Origin of the sequence: Wolbachia endosymbiont (group A) of Ophion costatus, from assembly GCF_963969245.1 — a bacterium.
Classification (GTDB): Bacteria; Pseudomonadota; Alphaproteobacteria; order Rickettsiales; family Anaplasmataceae; genus Wolbachia; species Wolbachia pipientis.
In genome coordinates, this window is sequence record NZ_OZ017714.1 from 755,458 (window position 1) to 774,841 (window position 19,384).

The window sequence follows — 19,384 nt, forward strand, 5'->3', positions numbered from 1 at the left end:
CTACAATAAGTAAGTTTTCTATTGCAAAAATGCAATTTTGAATCGAATAAAAATGTAAAATTGCAAATAAAGTTGTGCATAAAACTGGATTTAAAAAAATCTCGAAAAACATACTAAAACTTTTAAATAATAACTTTATATCTAGTGGCTTTGCCTTCTCCAAGACGCTGTAAGTATTTCATCCCTAGCAGTTTCTTTGTAATTGCCTCTACTGTTCTTGGAGGAAATCCTAGAGCTTCTATAGCATCTTTTCTACTAAATTCTTTATCTGCAAGGCTAAGTGCCCACTCCCAGAAGAATAATTGTTTTCTTGATAATAAATATTCAGTATTCTCCCTCTCAAGAATATAATGCGCCTCATTTGCTTGCGTTTTGAGCACATTAAGAAAAAATATTAACCATGGGGAAATATCTTCTTTGCCACTTTTCCAGCTACTTTGTGTTTTATTAAGCGCTAAATAGTAATCAAGTTTGTTAGTTTCAATTATCTTTTCATGTGATACAATAGATACAAAATCATAACCCTGCTGCAACAGCATTAAATTAGTCATCAATCTACTAGTTCTGCCATTCCCATCTTGAAAAGGGTGTATTGCCAGATACTCAAAAACAAAGTTAGCAATAATAATAAGAGGATGCTTAAATTTATTATTTAAGGACCAGTGATACCAATCAATAAGCTCTTGTACTTCCTTTCTAACAAGGTAAGGTGGTGTGGGATCAAAAATTATACCAACAACTTTTCCATTCTGATCTTTTGCCTCAACTCTATTAGAACTTGCTTTGTATTTTCCTCTATGATACAAATCTTTTTCACTATAAAGTAGCATCTGGTTGTTAATGTGCAATATTGATGACTCACTAATTGGAATATCCGTATAATCATGAAATATTAGTTTAAGCATTTCTAAGTAGCCAGCAATTTCTTGCTCATCTCTATTTTTAAATTTTTTGACACGTAGGTTTTTATATAGATCCTCAACTTCTTTATCGGTTAGACGATTTCCTTCAATACGGTTAGAAGCGCCAGAAGATGTAACAATAACTGAATGAGTTAATCTTTCAATTGTTTGTGGTAGTAGTTTTTTCGTTACCTGCCAGCTATTTTTAACACTATCAACTGCAGTAATTAACTCGTACACTTGCTCAATTACAGGCCCTTCTAGGTTGAGACGTGTACTAAAACGAAAATTCTTCCAGTTCATATTCTTCTCACATGCATATTATGTGAGATAATGTGAGATAATGTGATAAAAGTCAATAGTAAGCTTTATATGCATAGCAGAGCTAACTACAAAAATTATACATTTTTAAGTGATCCTAACCATATCAAAAACTACAGGGCAAAGCTGTTAGAGGAAGGCTTAATTAGTTAAAAATTTCAATCTTATGTAAAATATTGTCTTATTTTGTAATTTTCTTGTTGACTAACGAGACGATATCTACTTTTCAATAAACTCCATTTGCATTTCTTGTATACTGCTTTCTATTTGCTTTATTTGTTCTATCAACCTTTCCTCTAAGTCAAGATTACCGCTCAGCCTCGCTTCGGTTCTTTCTTTTCGTAATGCATTTAACTCTTTTAGTAACACTATATTATTCCACACAATTTCTGCAGATTTTCTCTCGTTCAGTTGGCTATTTAGTACACTAGTTTTTTCAAATACATACTTTATAACGTTAAACTGTTTCAATTCTTGTAACAAAGCCTCTTTATCGAGTTTGCTTTTGTTACTTATTACATCAATTACACGCTGTTGTAATCTTTTCATCTCATTAGTAAATTCAAAATGAGAAAATTGCTCAAAAAATATAGGACGGTTCAAGATTTCAGGAAATTCTACGGCTATACGCAAAATTATGGCCTGATTTTGCTCTGCTTCAATTAGCTCTGGAGATTTGTTATGAAGATACTCACCTTTTGTTGCTCCAGTTTTACTATTAAAAATCTGTTTTTTGAAGCTACTTCTTAGTTCACTAGCCTTATTGTAAAAATAATCTCTGTAATACCTTCTAATACTGCTGTTGCTAATAGTATTTACATATTCCATGAACTTGTGCTCAAGAATTGAATATTTTTCCGGAGCAAGTTTTTCATAATTTTGCAAATTGCTATCGATTATGTGATGCCATAAATATTCAGAATGCAGTTTTGTTGAATGGTCAAGAGCAGTCAATACGTCTTCTTTCTTGTATTCCAGTTCGTTACATATATCGTATGGATCTTTATTACTCGGCAAAGTCACAAACTTTAACGTGTATCCAGGCTCTAATATTAGCAGAGCAAGTTCTGCAACTCGAGTAGCAGCATGACGTCCAGCACTATCGCCATCCATACAGATGGAGATTTCTTTAGCAAATTTCCATAGATTTTTTATCTGTTCTGCAGAAATTGCAGTACCAAGCGGAGCAACTGTATTGCTAATTTCCGCTTGATGTAGTGCTATCACGTCCATATATCCTTCAACAACAAATATGTGCTGTTTTTTACGTATTTCGCTTAAAGCAAAGTTTAATCCGTATAAATTCTCCCTCTTCTTGAAGAGCTGACTCTCTGGACTGTTTAAATATTTCGGCTGTTGCTCAGAACTTAGCGCACGTCCGCCAAAACCAATAACTCTCCCTGCAATGCTCTGTATAGGAAATATCAGCCGGTCATAAAAATAATCATGAAAATTTTTGTTTACTAATCCAATATCAATTAAAATTTTGTCTTCAATACCTGAAGAGTTTAAATACTCTTTCAAACCAGAGCTTGGTGCATAACCTATCTTAAATTTATCTATGATTTTAGGTGAAATCTTACGCTGCTTTAAATAATCTACAACACTTTGATTTTTTTGTGCAAACCAATTTGCAGCTAAATCAAGCGCTAAAAATAGTTTATTGTTCTCTTTTGTAATACTAAGATTTTTGGGCAGTTCAACACCTGTAACCGATGCTAATTTTTCCAATGCTTCTTTAAAGCTTAATCCTTCAGTTTGTGAAATAAATTCAAATGCATCACCACTAGCTAAGCAACCAAAACAGTAATATAACCCCTTAGTATTGCTCACCGAAAAAGATGGGGTTTTTTCGTTATGAAATGGACAGAGCCCAACAAAACTATCTCCTCTTTTTATTAATCTGACTTTTTTACCTACTATGTCGGATAATAATAATTTTGATTTTATAATATCTATGTGATCCATCTTATTGAATTAGTAGTAGGATAAAAATTATATAGAATTTATACACATCTGACTCGAAATTTATTTCTATAACTAAAGCAATTTAGATTTACCGACAATGTAGCTATACAAATTCAAGAGCAATCCTGTCATCCAGGTAGCCCACAGAAACAAAAAACTTCCTTGACAAACCTCGCCAGCGCCCTTATCATGAAACTGAAGCTATTTATTTATCTTCTCTGTACAGATTAAATGACAAAAAAACTCAACGTATCTGGCGTCTCATGTTTAATTTTTTGCACTATGTGCACCTTATGTCTTTATCAAATTTCCGGGTTTTGACCTACACAAGCTGAAATACGCTTATAAAGCATTTAAAACATTAAAAAACGCCAACTTAAAAAATGGATAGTGAATAACTAGCTACCCTAGGGTTTCTTTTGCCTTTTTTTCTGTTTAGTAAATTTCTTAACGTTTATAATTTAGATTAGTTGCGGCTTAAAAGCAGCTAAATCGCGGTTATTAAGTGTTTAGAATAAAAAAACGCCATACTTGAAAGTATAATGTAAGTAATTAGCCAACCACGGGGCTTCTTTTGCCTTTTTTTTCGTTTGGTAAATTTCTTAATATTTATACAGAAGGTGTCATTCCAGTGCTTGACACTGGAATCCAGTTCTTATTATACAGCTATCTGGTGTACTTATTTAAAATTAAGTTTTCTGGATCTCAGTGCCAAAGCACTGGGATGACACCCTTCCTGGCGGAGATTATTCTCAAATCACAATGTTCGTACAGTTGTGGAATGAATTGCGGTATGACGTAGGAAAACCTTAGCTATAGCTTTAGAACTCCCAAAAGGTCAGAAGCATTGAATGACTTGACAGAAAGTTCAAACCCATATAAAATGTCCTTATTTCTTATATGTTAGGTATAGTATCAATTGCCTCAGATCATGCTGGTTATGAATTAAAATCAGAAATAAAACCTTACCTGGAAGCCCTAGGTTACAGAGTAGTAGATCAAGGCTGCACTGTTAAGCAAAAGTGTGTAGATTACCCAAACTATGCTGTTAAAGTTGTAGAAGATATAACAAGCAAAAAAGCAAATTATGGGATATTAATTTGTGGTACAGGTTTGGGCATGAGTACTGTGGCAAATCGTTTTGAAGGAATCTACGCTGCTTTATGTAACAGTGTTGAGATCGCAAAATTAGCTCGCGAGCATGGCAACGCAAATGTACTGTGTCTTGGTGCAGGGTTTACTGCGAGTGGATTAGCAAAAGACATAGTCAAACAATTCCTCGAAACAGAATTTTCAAAAGAAAGCAGACATAAAAAACGCCTTGATAAACTCAGCAATATAACCTCTAAGAAAAAAAAAACAAAAACTTATAACGAAGATGAAATATCAAAATTCGCTAAAATGGCAGGCCAGTGGTGGGATGAGAACGGCAAATTCAAACCATTGCACATGATGAATCCTGTTAGAGTATCTTACATTATTGAGAAAATAAAAGAGTTAAAAAAATGCAATTTGAAAGAATTATCATTGCTTGATGTTGGATGCGGTGGTGGCATTTTGTCAGAGTCAATGGCACGCGTTGGCATTAACGTTGTGGGAATAGATGTATGTGAAGAAAACATAAAAGTAGCGCATTCACATGCAAAAAAAGTAGGGTTAAATATAGAATATATACACACCAGCATTGAAGAGCTAAGCAATGACAAGAAGTACGACGTGGTTCTGCTGATGGAAGTAGTTGAACATGTGGATAATTTAGAGCTTTTCATGAAAAAAGCGATAGAACTGCTAAAACCGGAGGGGTTAATCTTTATATCCACAATAAATAGAACTATTAAATCCTTTTGTCTTGCAATAATTGGTGCAGAGTACATATTAAATTGGCTGCCAAAAGGTACACATAACTGGAATAAATTTCTCAAGCCGTCAGAAATTGCAAATCACTTAAGAGAAAATAATGTAACGCTGCAAAACATGGCTGGCATGGAGTACAACGTAATAAAGCGTGAGTGGAATCTAACTAAAGGCGTGGATGTTAATTATATACTCTGCGGTTTGTTAGATTTAACTCTATAAAAGCACCATTTTCACTTCCAATACTTTGAAGGATCTTGGCCAGCTTTTATACAGTAGCCTTTATTAGTTAGCGCCCAACCGGAACGACAAGCATAACCTGTACCTACACGTTCATATCCAGGAGCAGCAACACACTTTCCATTCTCCAAGGTTTGACCTTTAAAAAGACAACAAACTTCTTTTTCTGTTACCTTTGTTACAATTTGAGGAGCACCAAAAAACACAGCAACAAACATACCCAGTGCGAAAAGTGCAGGCCAAGGCATTCTGCCAAATATTGCAAGTAAGCTTGAACCAATTATTACCACTGTAATCATTGGTCCACCTATTCCATGAACGTAACCTATTACATTACACATTACATCTGTTGCTCCATCAGCGTGTGCATCAAATGCATAGAAAACTATAAATAGAATTACAAGAAAATTTCCCATTGTTCTTCTAAGAAACTCCTAAGAGGTTGTCCGGAAACAAGTAAATTCAAGCATATTCCCTCTTTAACATAACCCTACTCATAGCTAGGTATATGAAATTCTCAGTGGATGTTGTGAGTAAATCATACTCCTTCGATAGCCTTCTATTCCTATTAACCCAAGCAAAAGTCCTTTCTACAACCCATCTTCTTGGCTGTACTTTAAACCCTTGTTCTCTTGTTGGTAGTAGCTCAGGTGGCGTATCTTTGTGCACCCAAAATCTACATGGAGGCCTTGTAACAATTTCAATATCTATGTCATATTCTTCCTTTGTGTGATTCTTTAAATTTCTTCCTTGGTATCCCATGTCAGCCCACATTTTTTTAACTTTAGTATATTTTGTTCTCATATTGTTTAATGCTATTTTAATACCATCTCTATCATTTTCGTTAGCAGCGCCTACGTAACAACCTAGTATAAAACCCTGAGTGTCTGTAATTATATGCCTTTTTCTACCCTTTACTTTTTTACTTCCATCATAGCCTTTGATCCCCCCTTTTCTGTAGTCTTTACAGATTGACTATCTACTATACAGGCACTCGGCTGCTCATTCCTTCCTATTTTTCTTCTACTATATTTTGTAATTTCATAATTCATTTTCTCAAAAATTCCCTGCTTCTTCCATTGCCTGAACTGCTCATACACAGTCTTCCATAGCGGAAAATCATTTGGTAAATACCGCCATTGACACCCTGTACGCAATACATAGAAAATTGCTTCTAATATTTCTCTTTTGCTATACTTTGGCGGCCTTCCTCCTTTCTTGTATGATACTCTGAAGTGTTTTTCTATTCTTGCCCATTCCCTTTCGCTTAGATCTGTTGGATATTTTTTTCTCATCTTTACCCCGTACTAAAATTTCAGATATTATAGCCTTTTACTTGTTTCCGGACAACCTCTAACTATAAATGTTTAAGAAATTTACCAAATAAAAAAAAGGCAAAAGAAGCCCCATGGTGGTTGGCTATTTACTATGTACTAAAATATCGGCGTTTTTTTTATTCTAAAACGCTTGATTAAGAGCGATTTAGCTGCTTTTAACTTGCAACTAACCTACACCGCAAGTGTTTAAGAAATTTACTAAGCAGGAAAAAAGGCAAAGAAACCCCGTAGTAGCTAGCATTCAAATTCTCCCTTGTCAATTTGACGTTTTTTGCTGTCTTAAACGCTTTGTAAGCGCGTTTCGGCTTATATAGATAAAAACCTAAAAATTTTTAAAGACATGCGATGCACGTAGTGCGAAAAATTAAACATGAGACGCCAAATACCCTAAGTTTTTTGTCATTAACCTGCACAGATTGCGAAGATAAATAAATAGCTTCAGTTTCATGATAAGGGGGTTGGCGAAGGGTGTCAAGTAATTCCGTTCCTTATGGGTAAAAAAAGAGAAACTCTAAGTTGCAGCCGCACAATGTTTCTCTTTTCTGCTGTTGATGATTATTTCGCCTATTGTAACTGCCGCTAGAATAAAGCAATAATATACCTGTGTTAATAAAGAAATAGGTGATACAAAAGCTATACTCCCTGCTAGCAATAGTTGGGAACCATAAGGTAAGATACCTTTTGTAGCACAAGCAAAAACATCTAATAAGTATGCGCTGCGATGTGGCGCAATACTGTGTTTTTGTGCAAGCCTTTTTGCAATGCCACCACTTAGTAAAATAGCAATGGTATTATTGGCAACTAAGGTAGTAAACATAGACGCAATTCCTGCTATCACAAATTCAGCTTTAGTTTTTGTGATATTGCTTTCATCGATGAGTTTATGCAACGCTTTTTGACCTTGCTTGTACATTATATGGCTCAATCCACCGATAAATAGAGCAAATATCACTATTTCGTTTACTTTTTTGAAACCGTCATACACGTCATGAGGAAATTGAATGATAGCATAGTCAAAAAAAGTTATTCCTAGCACACCAGCAATAATTATGTTTATAGTTATTGTTACTAAAGTGGCGACTTCAAGCAGCCCCATGATTATTAAAGAAATGTAAGGAATAATTTTTATTATAGAATAATAATCTAAATTTGATATAGAAATAATTTTTGTACTATTTGAGGCAACTGCTAGGTAGATGAGTGTTATAATGCTGGCAATAAGTGCAACTTTAGAGTTCATTTTAAGTTTATCTTTTGCTGAAGCTTCCTGTGAAGAAACAGATGCAATGGTGGTATCAGATATCATCGAAAGGTTATCGCCAAACACGGCACCACCTACTACAGTTGCAGTTCCTATTTCGAGACCAAAAGCTCCACTTTTTGCCAGATTAACAGCTATAGGTACCATCAGCGCAACAACTCCCATAGATGTGCCAATTGCAGTTGAAATAAAAGCAGAAGCCAAAAATACTCCAGGCAGCAGTAATCTTGCTGGAAGGAAATTAAGAATTAAATTAGCAACAGTGTCTGCGCTACCGATTGATTGAGTCACCGCAGAAAATGCTCCAGAAAATAAAAAAATTAAACACATAGTAAGGGTGTTTTTGTCACCCATGCCCTTGATAACAGTATCGATGTTATGCTGAATTTTATTTGTACCACGTGAGACAGCAAAAAATAGTGCTGGTAATAAGCAGATTACTGGTGAAACCTGATGAAGTGGATTATCAGTTCCGATAAAAGAAAAATAAGCACCACTTCCAAGATACAAGATTAAAAAAATAATCAAGGGGACAAAAGCTGTCATTTTACTGTACCTAAACTTATAACTATAACTAATTAAGTGGTTTTAAGCAAGTTTGGTTTTCACTAGTTCTACAGGAAGTCAATAGCAGAGTTTTAAACTTCATATTTAATCTACTAAATAAATAGCACATGTAGCTTATTGCTTGACAATAGGATCTAATTGTTGTCTAGATTCCAGCATCACGCGCACAACTGTACGAACATTTGTTTGCGAAGAAATGTTATAGCTGGTTTTGCTTCAAACACAAAGATATCATCCGAGTAGCTGAATACTTGGATCCAGAAAATTTTGCTGCGAGTAAGCAAATTTGTTTGGTGAGCATAGAAAGTGGAATGTGTAAGCGCAGCCTCAACAGGTTGTCATCCAAGTAGCTGACTACTTGGATCCAGCTGAGTTGGTGAGTATAAAAGTATAGCTAACGCGAGCTCTACGTCATACCGCCGCAGAATAATTAACCGTCATACCGCGATTCATTCGCAGTATCCCTTCGCGGTATCCCTTAGCCGCTAACAAGCAGCGGGATGACGAGCTTATCGTCATGCCACCGCGAACCGTCATACCGCGATTCATTCGCGGTATCTCAGCCGCTAACAAGAGATCCCGCTAACACGTAGCGGGATGACGGTTGTCGTTTAGCCATAAACATTAAGGAATTTACCAAATGAAAAAAAAGGCAAAAGAAGCCCCGTGGTTGGCTAATTACTTACATTATACTTTCAAGTATGGCGTTTTTTTATTCTAAACGCTTAATAACCGCGATTTAGCTGCTTTTTAATGCAACTAACCTTTAGTCATAAATGTTTAAGAAATTTACTAAACAGAAAAAAAGGCAAAAGAAACCCTAGGGTAGCTAATTATTCACTATCCATTTTTTAAGTTGGCGTTTTTTGATGTTTTAAATGCTTTATAAGCGTATTTCAGCTTGTATAGGTAAAAACCTAGAAATTTGATAAAGACATAGAGTGCACATAGTGCAAAAAATTAAACATGAGACGCCAGATACGTGAGTTTTTTTGTCATTTAATCTGTACAGAGAAGATAAATAAATAGCTTCAGTTTCATGATAAGGAGGCTGGCGGAGTTTGTCAAGTAAGTTTTTATTTCTAGCGGTTGTTGCCAAAAACTATACAAGAAGTCTATTGAAATCGCGTATATCAATCGTTGTAAAATCACACAATTGCTCTGTAGAGCTATGCCCTGTAATAATTACTATACCATTTTGCTCAGAGCGTATTGAGATTAGGTTCAGCACTAATTCACACGTTGCACTATCAAGATTACAAAATGGTTCATCTATCAGCCAAACGCTTGCATTAGAAATCAAGAGGCGAGCAAGTGCAACTCTTCTTCTCCAGCCTGCAGAAAGTTCGCCATATCTAATATTAAGTACAGGCTGCAACTGCAAACAACAAATAGCTGCCACAATCAGTTCTCTAGTATTTCGTATTCCTGCCCAGAATTCTACGTTTTGAGCAACAGTTAAGCTGTCCTTGCAGGCATTCTTATGGCCTATATAGACCATAGAAGATATATAGGATTTTGGATCATCATATATATCTTTTCCGCAGTGCCTTATATTGCCTGATACCGGCGGTAAAAGTCCAGATAAACTTCTAATTAAGCTGGTTTTACCACTACCATTTGGACCAGTGATTAGAATCTTTGATTTTAGCTCAGCTTTAAAACTGAGATTTTTAAATAATACTTTGTTATTACGAGCGCAGGATAAATTTTCACATTCAAGCATGGATTATCTGCCCTTCCCCTTATGTTTACCTTGAGTTGAAGCCTGAGCTTTAACAAACAGCTCCCAAAATCCTTTCTGTCCGCCTTCTCTATGTATCAATTGTGCAAAACGCTGCATTAAACCATTACCCATCATAACCATCTTTGTCCATTTACCTACCGGTTTTGCTATGTCAACTATTTCTGGATCTTCTTTATAAACTTGCACATCTTTTTGTTTCTCGCGTAGCGTTTCTTGTTGTTTCAGCAACTCTTTTTGCTTATTTTTTTGATATAATTCATTGAATTTTCTGTCTTCTTCCCACTCTTCTTTAAAAACTTTTCTAGGAAATATGATTTTTCTAATGCGATTTTTGTATATTTTTCTCAAAAAGAGAAATACTGCAGCTACAGCAAGTAATGTTACGCTATATAATATGATCTGTGTAAGTGGCATTTCCTGTATCTAATTCATTAAAAACACCCTTGCTATTATACCATAATTATAGAAATTGTGCAATTTTTTTGCGGGTAAAGACAATATAAAAGCAGTACTGCTCTATTTCGAAAATTGCGCAAATATCTGACGAACGGGCTTGTATGTAATAAGGTTTATTTCTATACTTCTTAAAGAATTTAGAAGTAAAACAAATATGAACTGCTGTAAAACTCATACGTGCAATGAACTGAGGAAGAACGACGTAGAAAAGGAAGTTACCCTTTCTGGATGGTTATATCGTAAGCGCGACCATGGTAACCTAATTTTTGTTGATTTAAGGGACTTCTACGGAATCACTCAGCTAGTATTTAATAATGACAAAGACTTTTTTGATGAGATATCAAATTTAAAATTGGAGAGTGTAATTACTGTTACAGGAATAGTTGAAGCTAGAACTGAAGATACGGTAAACAGCTCTATTTCTACCGGAGAAATCGAGGTGATAGTCAACAATTTGCGCGTTGAGTCGGAAGTTGAGTTCCACTTTGATGAAGAAATAGCAAAAGAAGAAAGAAGTATATTGGCAAGCATTACCGGCGAGCAAGAATACCCAGAAAACATGAGATTTAAATATCGATTTCTTGACTTAAGACGTGAAAAAGTCCGCAACAATATTATTTTGCGCTCACAAATTATTGCAGAGCTCCGCAAGCTCATGATAGAGCGAGGATTTTTAGAGATTCAAACTCCAATACTCACTGCTTCCTCTCCTGAAGGAGCACGCGACTACCTAGTGCCAAGCAGGCTAAATCCTGGCAAGTTCTATGCATTGCCACAAGCTCCGCAGATTTTCAAACAGTTGCTCATGGTCTCAGGGTTTGATAAATATTTCCAAATCGCACCGTGTTTTCGTGATGAAGATGCAAGGGCTGACCGCTCTCCTGGGGAATTTTACCAGCTAGACCTTGAAATGTCTTTTGTGACTCAAGAGGACATATTTGACGTTATTGAATCTGCTTTATATAAAGTGTTCGCCAAATTTTCTCGCAAGTCTGTCGATAAAGATTTTCCACGCATTACATACAAAGAGGCAATGCTTAAGTATGGTTCTGACAAGCCAGATTTGCGTAATCCACTATTAATCAGCGATGTTACAGAAATTTTCCGTGATTCAGGGTTCAATATTTTCAAAAGCAATATTGAGCGTGGTATGGTAGTGAGAGCCATCCCTGCACCTAAAACAGCAGAGGAACCACGCAGCTTCTTTGATAAAAAGATAGAACATGCGCAAAAAGAATTCGGTGCTAAGGGTCTCGGATATATAACGTTTGATAAAGATGGAACTGCGAAAGGCCCAATTGCTAAATTTCTTGATGAAAATAGGCTAAACCACATAAGAGAAGCAACAAACATAGAGCCAGGAGATAGTGTATTTTTTGCTTCTGACAAAGAGAATGAGGCGGCAAACATTGCAGGAAAAGTACGCACTCTTTTAGGGTCAGAACTCAGTCTTATAGATGATAATATCTTCAAGTTTTGTTGGATCATTGATTTTCCATATTTTGTATATGACGATAAAAGTAAAAAAATAGATTTCTTTCATAACCCATTTTCTATGCCACACGGTGGTCTGAAAGATTTAGAGGAAAAGAATCCACTCGATATCCTTGCTTACCAGTATGATCTTGTTTGCAATGGAATAGAACTATCAAGTGGGGCAATTCGCAATAACAAACTGGATATCATGTATAAAGCTTTCGCCATTGCAGGCTATAGTAAAGAAGAAGTTGATACAAAATTCGGTGCACTTGTACGTGCATTCAGATTTGGTGTTCCTCCTCATGGTGGAATAGCACCAGGGGTTGATAGAATAGTTATGCTGCTTGCTGATGAGCCAAATATTCGTGAAGTAATCTGTTTTCCTATGAACCAGCAAGGTGAAGATGTTCTAATGGGTGCTCCTTCCAAGGTGGAGGATAAGCATTTACGTGAATTATCCTTGAAGGTTATTGAATGAAAAATTTTATAGCAAGGAGCACCGGTTAATGATATATTAGGTTATGTTAAATTGAAAGACCATGAATAATATCCAAAAAGCAATACTATCGGGCATGATCTGTAACATGATTGTGTGGTATGAACTCACTCTTTTTGGAGTATTAACAGATACAATCATCAACGTTTTTTTCCCATCAGAAGATCATTATTTGAGTACACTCAAATTCCTTGGTGTTTTTGCAATTGGTTTTGCGTTTAGACCAATTGGTGCAGTAATTTTTGGTTATATGGGAGATAAGTATGGCAGAAGAAAGACTTTACTTACTTCAGTAATATTAATTTCAATATCATCCACAATTATGGGAATTATACCTGGGTATAAAGAAATAGGGTTGCTTTCACCTGTATTGCTTGTGTTTTGTAGAATAGTGCAAGGAATAACTGCAGGAGGTGAAACAAGCATTAATACAGCATTTACGATAGAGCATTCAAAAGATAAAAAAAATCTAGGTTTCTTAGGAAGTATGAAGCCCTTTAGCGGAGCCCTTGGAACGCTCTTATGCATAACAATGATATTTATCTGCAAAAGAGTTACAGGTGAGAACTATGAAATATGGGGATGGAAGTTGCTTTTTTATTTTTGCTTTTTTTTGGGGACAATAGGTTTTTTAACTAGGTACATATTAAAAGAAAGCTTAGCATATAAAACTAATAAGTACGCTAATAATTTAGCACATTCACCATTGTTAGAACTAGTAAGAAACTATAAAAGACCGCTTATTATTTCAATCAATCTCGGAATTGCTCAGAATGCAATTGTCTACGCAGCAATAATGTTTTATAATATATCAATAAAAGAGCTAGTTATTTTATCTATTAGTGTTAAAGATTTAATGAGGATAGTAGTACAGGTTGTATTTGCAGCATCTGCGGTACTTTTTGCAATTTTATCTGATAAAGTTGGAAGAAAACGCGTAATGATTCCTGTACTGATTATGCTATCTCTGATTGGTACATGTGTATTACCATTATTATCTTCCGTTAACCACTATGTCGTAATAATAACTTACTTATTGATTACTATACCAGTAGGTGCATCTTTTGGAATATATGGCTCTGTTATTTGTGAACTGTTTCCAACAAAAGTAAGATGCACTGGCGTAAGCTTAGCAAATAATATATCTGCAGGAATTTTTGGTGGCCTTTCTCCATACATATGCATGTGGCTTATAGAAAAAACCGAAACAAAACTTGCAGCAGGCATTTATCTTACTGCCTGCGCATTAATTAGCCTAATATCTGTGCTTCAAATTAAAGCCAAAGACAGAAAAGTTGATTGGTGAAATCGTTTCAGTCGAAAAATAGCGCTTCAATGGATTTTTCGATGTGTTTAGTGATAGGAGCGGTGATAGTGATTTCTTTATTGTTTGGCAGTTTTAAAGATAAAGAATGCGAATGAAGGTGAATTTTATTTGCTATCCCATCAATAAAAGCTTTTTTACCACCATATTTACCGTCACCAAGAATAGGGCAATTTATATGAGCTAAATGTGCACGTAACTGATGGGTTCTGCCGGTAATTGGTTGTAATTTTAAATAAGCAACATTGTGTTTGGATTTTGCTATAATTGAAAAATGCGTAGTGGCATTCTGAGGTGAATTTTCATCAACGACCACTTTTTCTTGACCTGAAACATATTTTTTCACCAATGGATAGTCTATTGTTCCACTATCCTTGCTCGGTATGCCAGAAGTTAATGCTAAATAAGTTTTTTTTACTCTTCGTCCTTTAAATTCTTCCATAAGGTATCTGGCAACATTAGCGTTGCGTGCGAATATTATCACTCCACTCGTATCTCTATCTAGCCTATGGACAATTTTAAATGTTTCTCCCTCTCTTATTTGGTCAAGCAAATCACTCATGCTAATCTTTACTTTTACGCCACCTTGAACGATGACCCCTGCGGGTTTGTTTATAGCTAGTATATATTCGTCTTCATATAATATGTTCTCTCTTAGTAGATTCACTAACTTTTCATTATATTTGCGATCAGAATTAGCGTTTTCAATATAATTCAAGTGCTTCAGCGTTATAGTTTGCCCAGAATTTACTCTATCACTGGACTTTGCTTTGCAATCATCAACTTTGATTAATCCTTTCCTTAAAGATTTTTCAATTACAGATTGCTTTAGATCAGGAAAGATTCTTCTGATGTACCTATCCAGCCTAACGTTATCGTCTTCTATTAATATGGTTTTTATACTTTGTAGCATTCCATTATTTATAATGAATATCTAGTGAAATGTCAATTATTGGTGTCATTCCAGTGTCAAGCACTGGAATGACACCGAAGGGGCTACTGCCGTCATAAAGGAACCAGTGTCAGCTACTCGGATGACAGGAGAAGGAGACTACTGAGATGACAGCTAGCCTGACAACCGTCATCCCGCTGCTTGTTAGCGGGATCTAGAGATACCGCGAATGAATCGCGGTATGACGGTTCGCGGCGGCATGACGTAGAGCTTGCGTTAGCTATACTTTTATACTCACCAACTCAGCTGGATCCAAGTAGTCGGAGCACTGGGATGACAAAAAAAGGAGGGCACTTGGATGACGGGAGAAGGAGCTATTTGGATGACATCGTTTACTATACAATGTTTGTACAGTTCTGGATAAAAAAATTAGCTAACAAATTTATAAACATCAGTATACAGCTCATCAACGCTTGGTTCTTTACTATTTTTGGCAAAATCTTCCGACTTTTTTACTAAATCACGTATTTCCTTATCAATTACTTTGCACTCTTCTTCTGAAGCCATTTTATTATCTGTCATGTATTTCTTTAAAGTGCTTATAGGGTCATGATTTTGCTTCATATCTTCAACTTCTTCTTTTAAGCGATAAGTAGCAGGATCTGACATTGAGTGACCGCGATATCGATATGTCTTCATTTCAAGCAGGATAGGCCCTTTTCCGCTGCGTGTGTGTTCCGCTGCTTCGCTTGTAGCCTCATAAACAGAGAAAAAATCCATTCCATCAACTTGTTTTCCAGGAATACCAAAACTTTCTCCTCTTTTATATAACTCTGTTACTAAAGTTGATCTTTGCACGGAGGTTCCCATTGCGTATTCATTATTTTCTATGATGTAAACCACAGGCAACTCCCACAAAGATGCCATATTAAACGATTCATATACTTGTCCTTGATTTGCAGCACCGTCGCCAAAATATGTAAATACCACATTATCTTTTTTCTTATATTTATTAGCAAATGCTATTCCTGTGCCAATTGGAACTTGTGCTCCCACTATTCCATGCCCGCCGAAGAATTTTTTTTCAACGTCAAATACGTGCATCGAACCACCTTTACCTTTCGAGCATCCTGTTTCTTTGCCGGTAAGCTCTGCCATTACAACATTTGGATCAGAATCACATGCGAGCATTAAGCCATGGTCTCTATAACTTGTGATAAAAGCGTCACCTAATTTTGATGCAGCTTGAGTTCCAACTGCAACTGCTTCTTGTCCTATTGATAGGTGACAGAACCCGCCTATTAATCCCATCCCATATAATTGTCCTGCTTTTTCCTCAAATCTGCGTATGAGTAGCATTTTCCTGTAGAATCCAATTATCTGTTCTTTAGTGAAATTTTCTGCTTTCATATCGATTTCTTTTTCATTAAACTAACACAATACCAGGAATTTTAAATTTTTGCTAATGAACTATTACCACTGGCTTGAGGCTTTTCATGTTATCTCTGTTATCATGTGGATGGCAGGTATGCTTTATTTACCCAGGCTTTATGTCTACCATGCAACTGTAAAACCGGGATCGGAAAATGATAGCTTGCTTCAAACAATGGAAAAGAGGCTACTTAGACATATCATAAACCCTGCAATGCTTTTCTCACTTGGTCTTGGAATTACACTAATGGTTATTAGGGAAGCATATCGTGAAGGATGGTTTCATGTAAAAGCATTTGCAATACTTTTGATGTTAATTATTCATATGCTACTTGCAAAATATAGGAAAAATTTTGCAATGGGTTCGAATAAGAAGTCACATATTTATTTTCGCGTTTTAAATGAAGCAGTTACAGTATTGATAATAGTTATAGTTATTATGGTTGTTGTAAAACCTTTTTGACTGACCTTACCCAAAAAAAAGCAGAAAGCTCGTATCTGTTCAGATGCATGGCTAATGTACAATACTGAAATAAAAATTCCAGTGCTCCCTTTCTTGTCATCCCAGTGCTTGACACTGGGATGGCTTTGTTGCATCGCTCTTCGGATAGTAGGTAACGTACAATAAATTCATGAAGCTATCTCAAACTTAGCCATGCCTATTTCAGTAAATTTGTTAAGCAAATAACATTTAGTTCCCTCTCACGATTCATTTCAGATTTGTTCCTAAAACTAAATCCAAATGTCTTTTTTAATCGCGAGAAAAAACCTTCTATATAAGATCTTTTTCCATAACTCATCTCTTTTTTCCACTTCTTTATACCATCTTCATCATATGACTTTATGAGCTTGACTGCAGAATTTCTCTCAGCCATATAGTCTAACTTTGGATGCTCTGCTGCGTTGTTTTTCGGAGGAATTTTCGTTTTTATACCATATTGATTACACAGCTTATAGAGCTTTTCTCTGTCATATGCCCTATCTGCATATAGTACTTTTATGACATACTGAAAATCGACTTCTTTTAGCAAATCACAAGCTCCATAGTGATCAGAGTAGACACCGTTACTGTATTTTACAGCTATGGCTTTTTTGCTGTTTGTATTCAACATTACATGCAATTTTCTTGTCTGTTCATAGCTGCGATACTTTCTATCTTCGCTATTTTCTTTGCTATGACCAGGAGTGTTGTTGTATATACTAATTCCTGTACTGTCTATAGCAATTTCGATATCTTCCATATTATTTTTATCAATTCTGCAATCATTGATCTTAATATTGAGTTTCTTAAACCTTCTTGATGATTGTGAATAGCTGATAACTTGCAAATTTTTCCCAATTTGCTCAAGGTATCCTGCTATAAACCCAACTGTTTGCCTCAGGCCTATTCTAAATAAACAAGTTATTATGTGCACCAAAATTACAACTTTATCGCTATAAATATTGTTGCCACCTGGTATTTTTGGACCATTCTCGTACCACTTTTCTATGGCTTCGTTGATATAATGAAAAATATTTCCTCTTTTTTCTAGAAATTTGTTATATTCGCTATGGTTACTGACCCTCATTTTTTGTGGCATATTTTTTCTTTCAAGGTTAAATGGCTATTTTATAATGAATTTTGTCAAAATCTATTGTGCTAGCAAGTTCACTAGCGTCACGCGCTGGTCTGTTAGACATTTACGTGTAGGGTGAAGAAATTTTGAAAAAGACATACCAAATATGAAAGGCCTATATATTAAAACTTACGGCTGTCAGATGAACGTTTATGACTCCGTTTTAATGGAAAATGTAATTAAACCTTTGGGGTTCAACGTTGTTAGTGATGCAGGGAAAGCCGATTTAGTGATACTGAATACTTGTCACATTAGAGAGAAGGCAGCAGAAAAACTTTACTCAGAGCTTGGGAAGATTCATTCGTTACGAAAAGAAATGACTATAGTGGTGGCTGGGTGTGTAGCGCAAGCAGAGGGAGAAGAAGTGTTCAGAAGGGCTCCTTTTGTTGATATTGTTGTTGGTCCGCAGAGTATCGCTACCTTACCGGAGCTGATAGTCAAAGCAAGCAGAAGTAAAGGTCATGTAATAAACACTGATTTTCCTGAAGTTGCAAAGTTTGATAAATTGCCAGATGAATGCTATGGCAATAGCCAGGGGTCTTCTGCGTTTCTTGCCATACAAGAGGGTTGTGATAAATTTTGTACGTTTTGTGTAGTGCCCTATACTCGTGGAGCTGAGTATTCACGGCCAGTGAATGAAATATTTCATGAAGCATTGAAATTAGTTGCAAATGGGGCAAATGAGATCAATTTGCTTGGTCAGAACGTCAATGCTTACCATGGGGAGTGCGAAGGGGAAGTGTGGGATTTAGGAAAATTAATTAGTCATATTGCTAAAATTGAAAAGCTAGAGAGGATTCGTTATACAACTTCTCATCCAAGAGATATGCATGAATCTCTCTACTTGGCACATGCGGAAGAGCCAAAGCTCATGCCGTTTGTTCACCTGCCTGTGCAGTCTGGTTCGAATAAAATATTGCACGCGATGAACAGGAAACACACTGCAGAGGAGTATTTGGAAATAATAGACAGATTTCGCAAATTGAAACCTGAAATCGAATTTTCTTCTGATTTTATTGTTGGTTTTCCTGGAGAAACCGAAAAAGATTTTGAAGAAACTATGAAATTAGTAGAAAAAGTTAGATATGCTCAGGCTTATAGTTTTAAATACAGCCCAAGACCAGGCACACCGGGAGCGGAAAGAAAAGATCAAGTACCAGAAGAGGTTAAAACAGAGCGCCTTCTTCGTTTACAGAAATTAATTAGTAAGCAACAACTTGAGTTTAACCAGAGTATGGTAGGTAAAACTATACCTGTTCTGTTTAGCGATAAAAAAGGTAAACACCAAAACCAAATTATTGGTAAAAGCCCATATATGCAATCAGTGTGCATTGATGATTCTGAAGATAAATACAGGGACAAAATAGTAAATGTGAAAGTGTTGGAAGCTCGGCAGAGTAGTTTGCTGGGGTGTGCATTTCACTGATTTTAAGCAGCGTTAAATATAAATCTTAAGCAAAGAGTATTGAAAAAATGCAATCATAATCTTTTTC

At 35.8% G+C, this 19,384-nt stretch carries 15 protein-coding genes and 1 pseudogene; 5 read left to right on the forward strand and 11 right to left on the reverse strand.

The genetic code is table 11. The annotated features are described in order from the left end of the window. Nucleotides 1-122 precede the first annotated feature (122 nt). The 3 genes and pseudogenes from AACH21_RS03750 to AACH21_RS07125 all read right to left on the reverse strand — a co-directional run. Nucleotides 123-1,205: a Fic family protein gene (locus AACH21_RS03750; protein WP_077188585.1), complete on the reverse strand. Its 1,083-nt coding sequence runs from the start codon at nucleotides 1,203-1,205 to the stop codon at nucleotides 123-125. A 237-nt stretch (nucleotides 1,206-1,442) separates the two neighbouring features. Beyond that, entirely contained in the window at nucleotides 1,443-3,191 is a 1,749-nt protein-coding gene (gene dnaG / locus AACH21_RS03755) for a DNA primase (protein ID WP_338482222.1), read from the reverse strand. Between the two features lie 618 nt (nucleotides 3,192-3,809). Further along, nucleotides 3,810-3,896, reverse strand: a pseudogene (locus tag AACH21_RS07125) (WPE palindromic element domain-containing protein); the annotation flags it as partial. A gap of 195 nt (nucleotides 3,897-4,091) precedes the next feature. Between AACH21_RS07125 and ubiG the strand changes: the two are divergent. Further along, nucleotides 4,092-5,267: a bifunctional 2-polyprenyl-6-hydroxyphenol methylase/3-demethylubiquinol 3-O-methyltransferase UbiG gene (gene ubiG / locus AACH21_RS03760; RefSeq protein ID WP_077188583.1), complete on the forward strand. Its 1,176-nt coding sequence runs from the start codon at nucleotides 4,092-4,094 to the stop codon at nucleotides 5,265-5,267. 11 nt (nucleotides 5,268-5,278) lie between these two features. Here the strand turns inward: ubiG and AACH21_RS03765 are convergent, their stop codons facing one another. The 5 genes from AACH21_RS03765 to AACH21_RS03785 all read right to left on the reverse strand — a co-directional run bounded on the left by AACH21_RS03765 (nucleotide 5,279) and on the right by AACH21_RS03785 (nucleotide 10,611). Further along, nucleotides 5,279-5,701 carry a TrbC/VirB2 family protein gene (locus AACH21_RS03765; RefSeq protein ID WP_338482224.1) on the reverse strand — a complete coding sequence of 141 codons (423 nt, stop codon included), beginning with the start codon at nucleotides 5,699-5,701 and terminating at the stop codon, nucleotides 5,279-5,281. Between the two features lie 46 nt (nucleotides 5,702-5,747). Further along, nucleotides 5,748-6,580 (reverse strand): IS5-like element ISWpi1 family transposase gene (locus AACH21_RS03770; RefSeq protein WP_338482219.1). Its coding sequence is split into 2 segments (ribosomal slippage): nucleotides 5,748-6,211 and nucleotides 6,211-6,580, totalling 834 coding nucleotides; the frame shifts between segments, so codons are not numbered across the junction. A 553-nt stretch (nucleotides 6,581-7,133) separates the two neighbouring features. Next, nucleotides 7,134-8,429, reverse strand: coding sequence for a Na+/H+ antiporter NhaC family protein (locus AACH21_RS03775; RefSeq protein ID WP_236514769.1), 1,296 nt, complete (start codon nucleotides 8,427-8,429; stop codon nucleotides 7,134-7,136). Nucleotides 8,430-9,552: 1,123 nt separating this feature from the next. Continuing rightward, a complete protein-coding gene (gene ccmA, locus AACH21_RS03780; protein ID WP_006279892.1) occupies nucleotides 9,553-10,176 on the reverse strand; it encodes a heme ABC exporter ATP-binding protein CcmA in 624 nt (207 codons plus the stop codon). A gap of 3 nt (nucleotides 10,177-10,179) precedes the next feature. Continuing rightward, nucleotides 10,180-10,611: a hypothetical protein gene (locus tag AACH21_RS03785; protein ID WP_006279891.1), complete on the reverse strand. Its 432-nt coding sequence runs from the start codon at nucleotides 10,609-10,611 to the stop codon at nucleotides 10,180-10,182. A gap of 196 nt (nucleotides 10,612-10,807) precedes the next feature. Between AACH21_RS03785 and aspS the strand changes: the two genes are divergently transcribed. After that, nucleotides 10,808-12,610, forward strand: coding sequence for an aspartate--tRNA ligase (gene aspS / locus AACH21_RS03790; protein WP_006279890.1), 1,803 nt, complete (start codon nucleotides 10,808-10,810; stop codon nucleotides 12,608-12,610). 61 nt (nucleotides 12,611-12,671) lie between these two features. Beyond that, nucleotides 12,672-13,934 carry an MFS transporter gene (locus AACH21_RS03795; RefSeq protein ID WP_236514771.1) on the forward strand — a complete coding sequence of 421 codons (1,263 nt, stop codon included), beginning with the start codon at nucleotides 12,672-12,674 and terminating at the stop codon, nucleotides 13,932-13,934. A 7-nt stretch (nucleotides 13,935-13,941) separates the two neighbouring features. Here the strand turns inward: AACH21_RS03795 and AACH21_RS03800 are convergent, their stop codons facing one another. Together AACH21_RS03800 and pdhA are read right to left on the reverse strand one after the other, a co-directional pair. Then, entirely contained in the window at nucleotides 13,942-14,865 is a 924-nt protein-coding gene (locus AACH21_RS03800) for an RluA family pseudouridine synthase (protein WP_006279888.1), read from the reverse strand. A gap of 408 nt (nucleotides 14,866-15,273) precedes the next feature. Next, a complete protein-coding gene (pdhA, locus tag AACH21_RS03805) occupies nucleotides 15,274-16,254 on the reverse strand; it encodes a pyruvate dehydrogenase (acetyl-transferring) E1 component subunit alpha (protein ID WP_006279887.1) in 981 nt (326 codons plus the stop codon). 55 nt (nucleotides 16,255-16,309) lie between these two features. On the opposite strand from pdhA, the gene hemJ reads away from it, so the two are divergent. Then, nucleotides 16,310-16,738 (forward strand): protoporphyrinogen oxidase HemJ, encoded by a 429-nt coding sequence (hemJ, locus tag AACH21_RS03810; protein WP_006279885.1) that lies wholly within the window; start codon nucleotides 16,310-16,312, stop codon nucleotides 16,736-16,738. A 196-nt stretch (nucleotides 16,739-16,934) separates the two neighbouring features. Here the strand turns inward: hemJ and AACH21_RS03815 are convergent, their stop codons facing one another. Then, nucleotides 16,935-17,855: an IS5 family transposase gene (locus tag AACH21_RS03815; protein WP_338482226.1), complete on the reverse strand. Its 921-nt coding sequence runs from the start codon at nucleotides 17,853-17,855 to the stop codon at nucleotides 16,935-16,937. A gap of 142 nt (nucleotides 17,856-17,997) precedes the next feature. Between AACH21_RS03815 and miaB the strand changes: the two genes are divergently transcribed. Next, entirely contained in the window at nucleotides 17,998-19,317 is a 1,320-nt protein-coding gene (miaB, locus tag AACH21_RS03820) for a tRNA (N6-isopentenyl adenosine(37)-C2)-methylthiotransferase MiaB (RefSeq protein ID WP_006279599.1), read from the forward strand. Nucleotides 19,318-19,384: the final 67 nt, after the last annotated feature.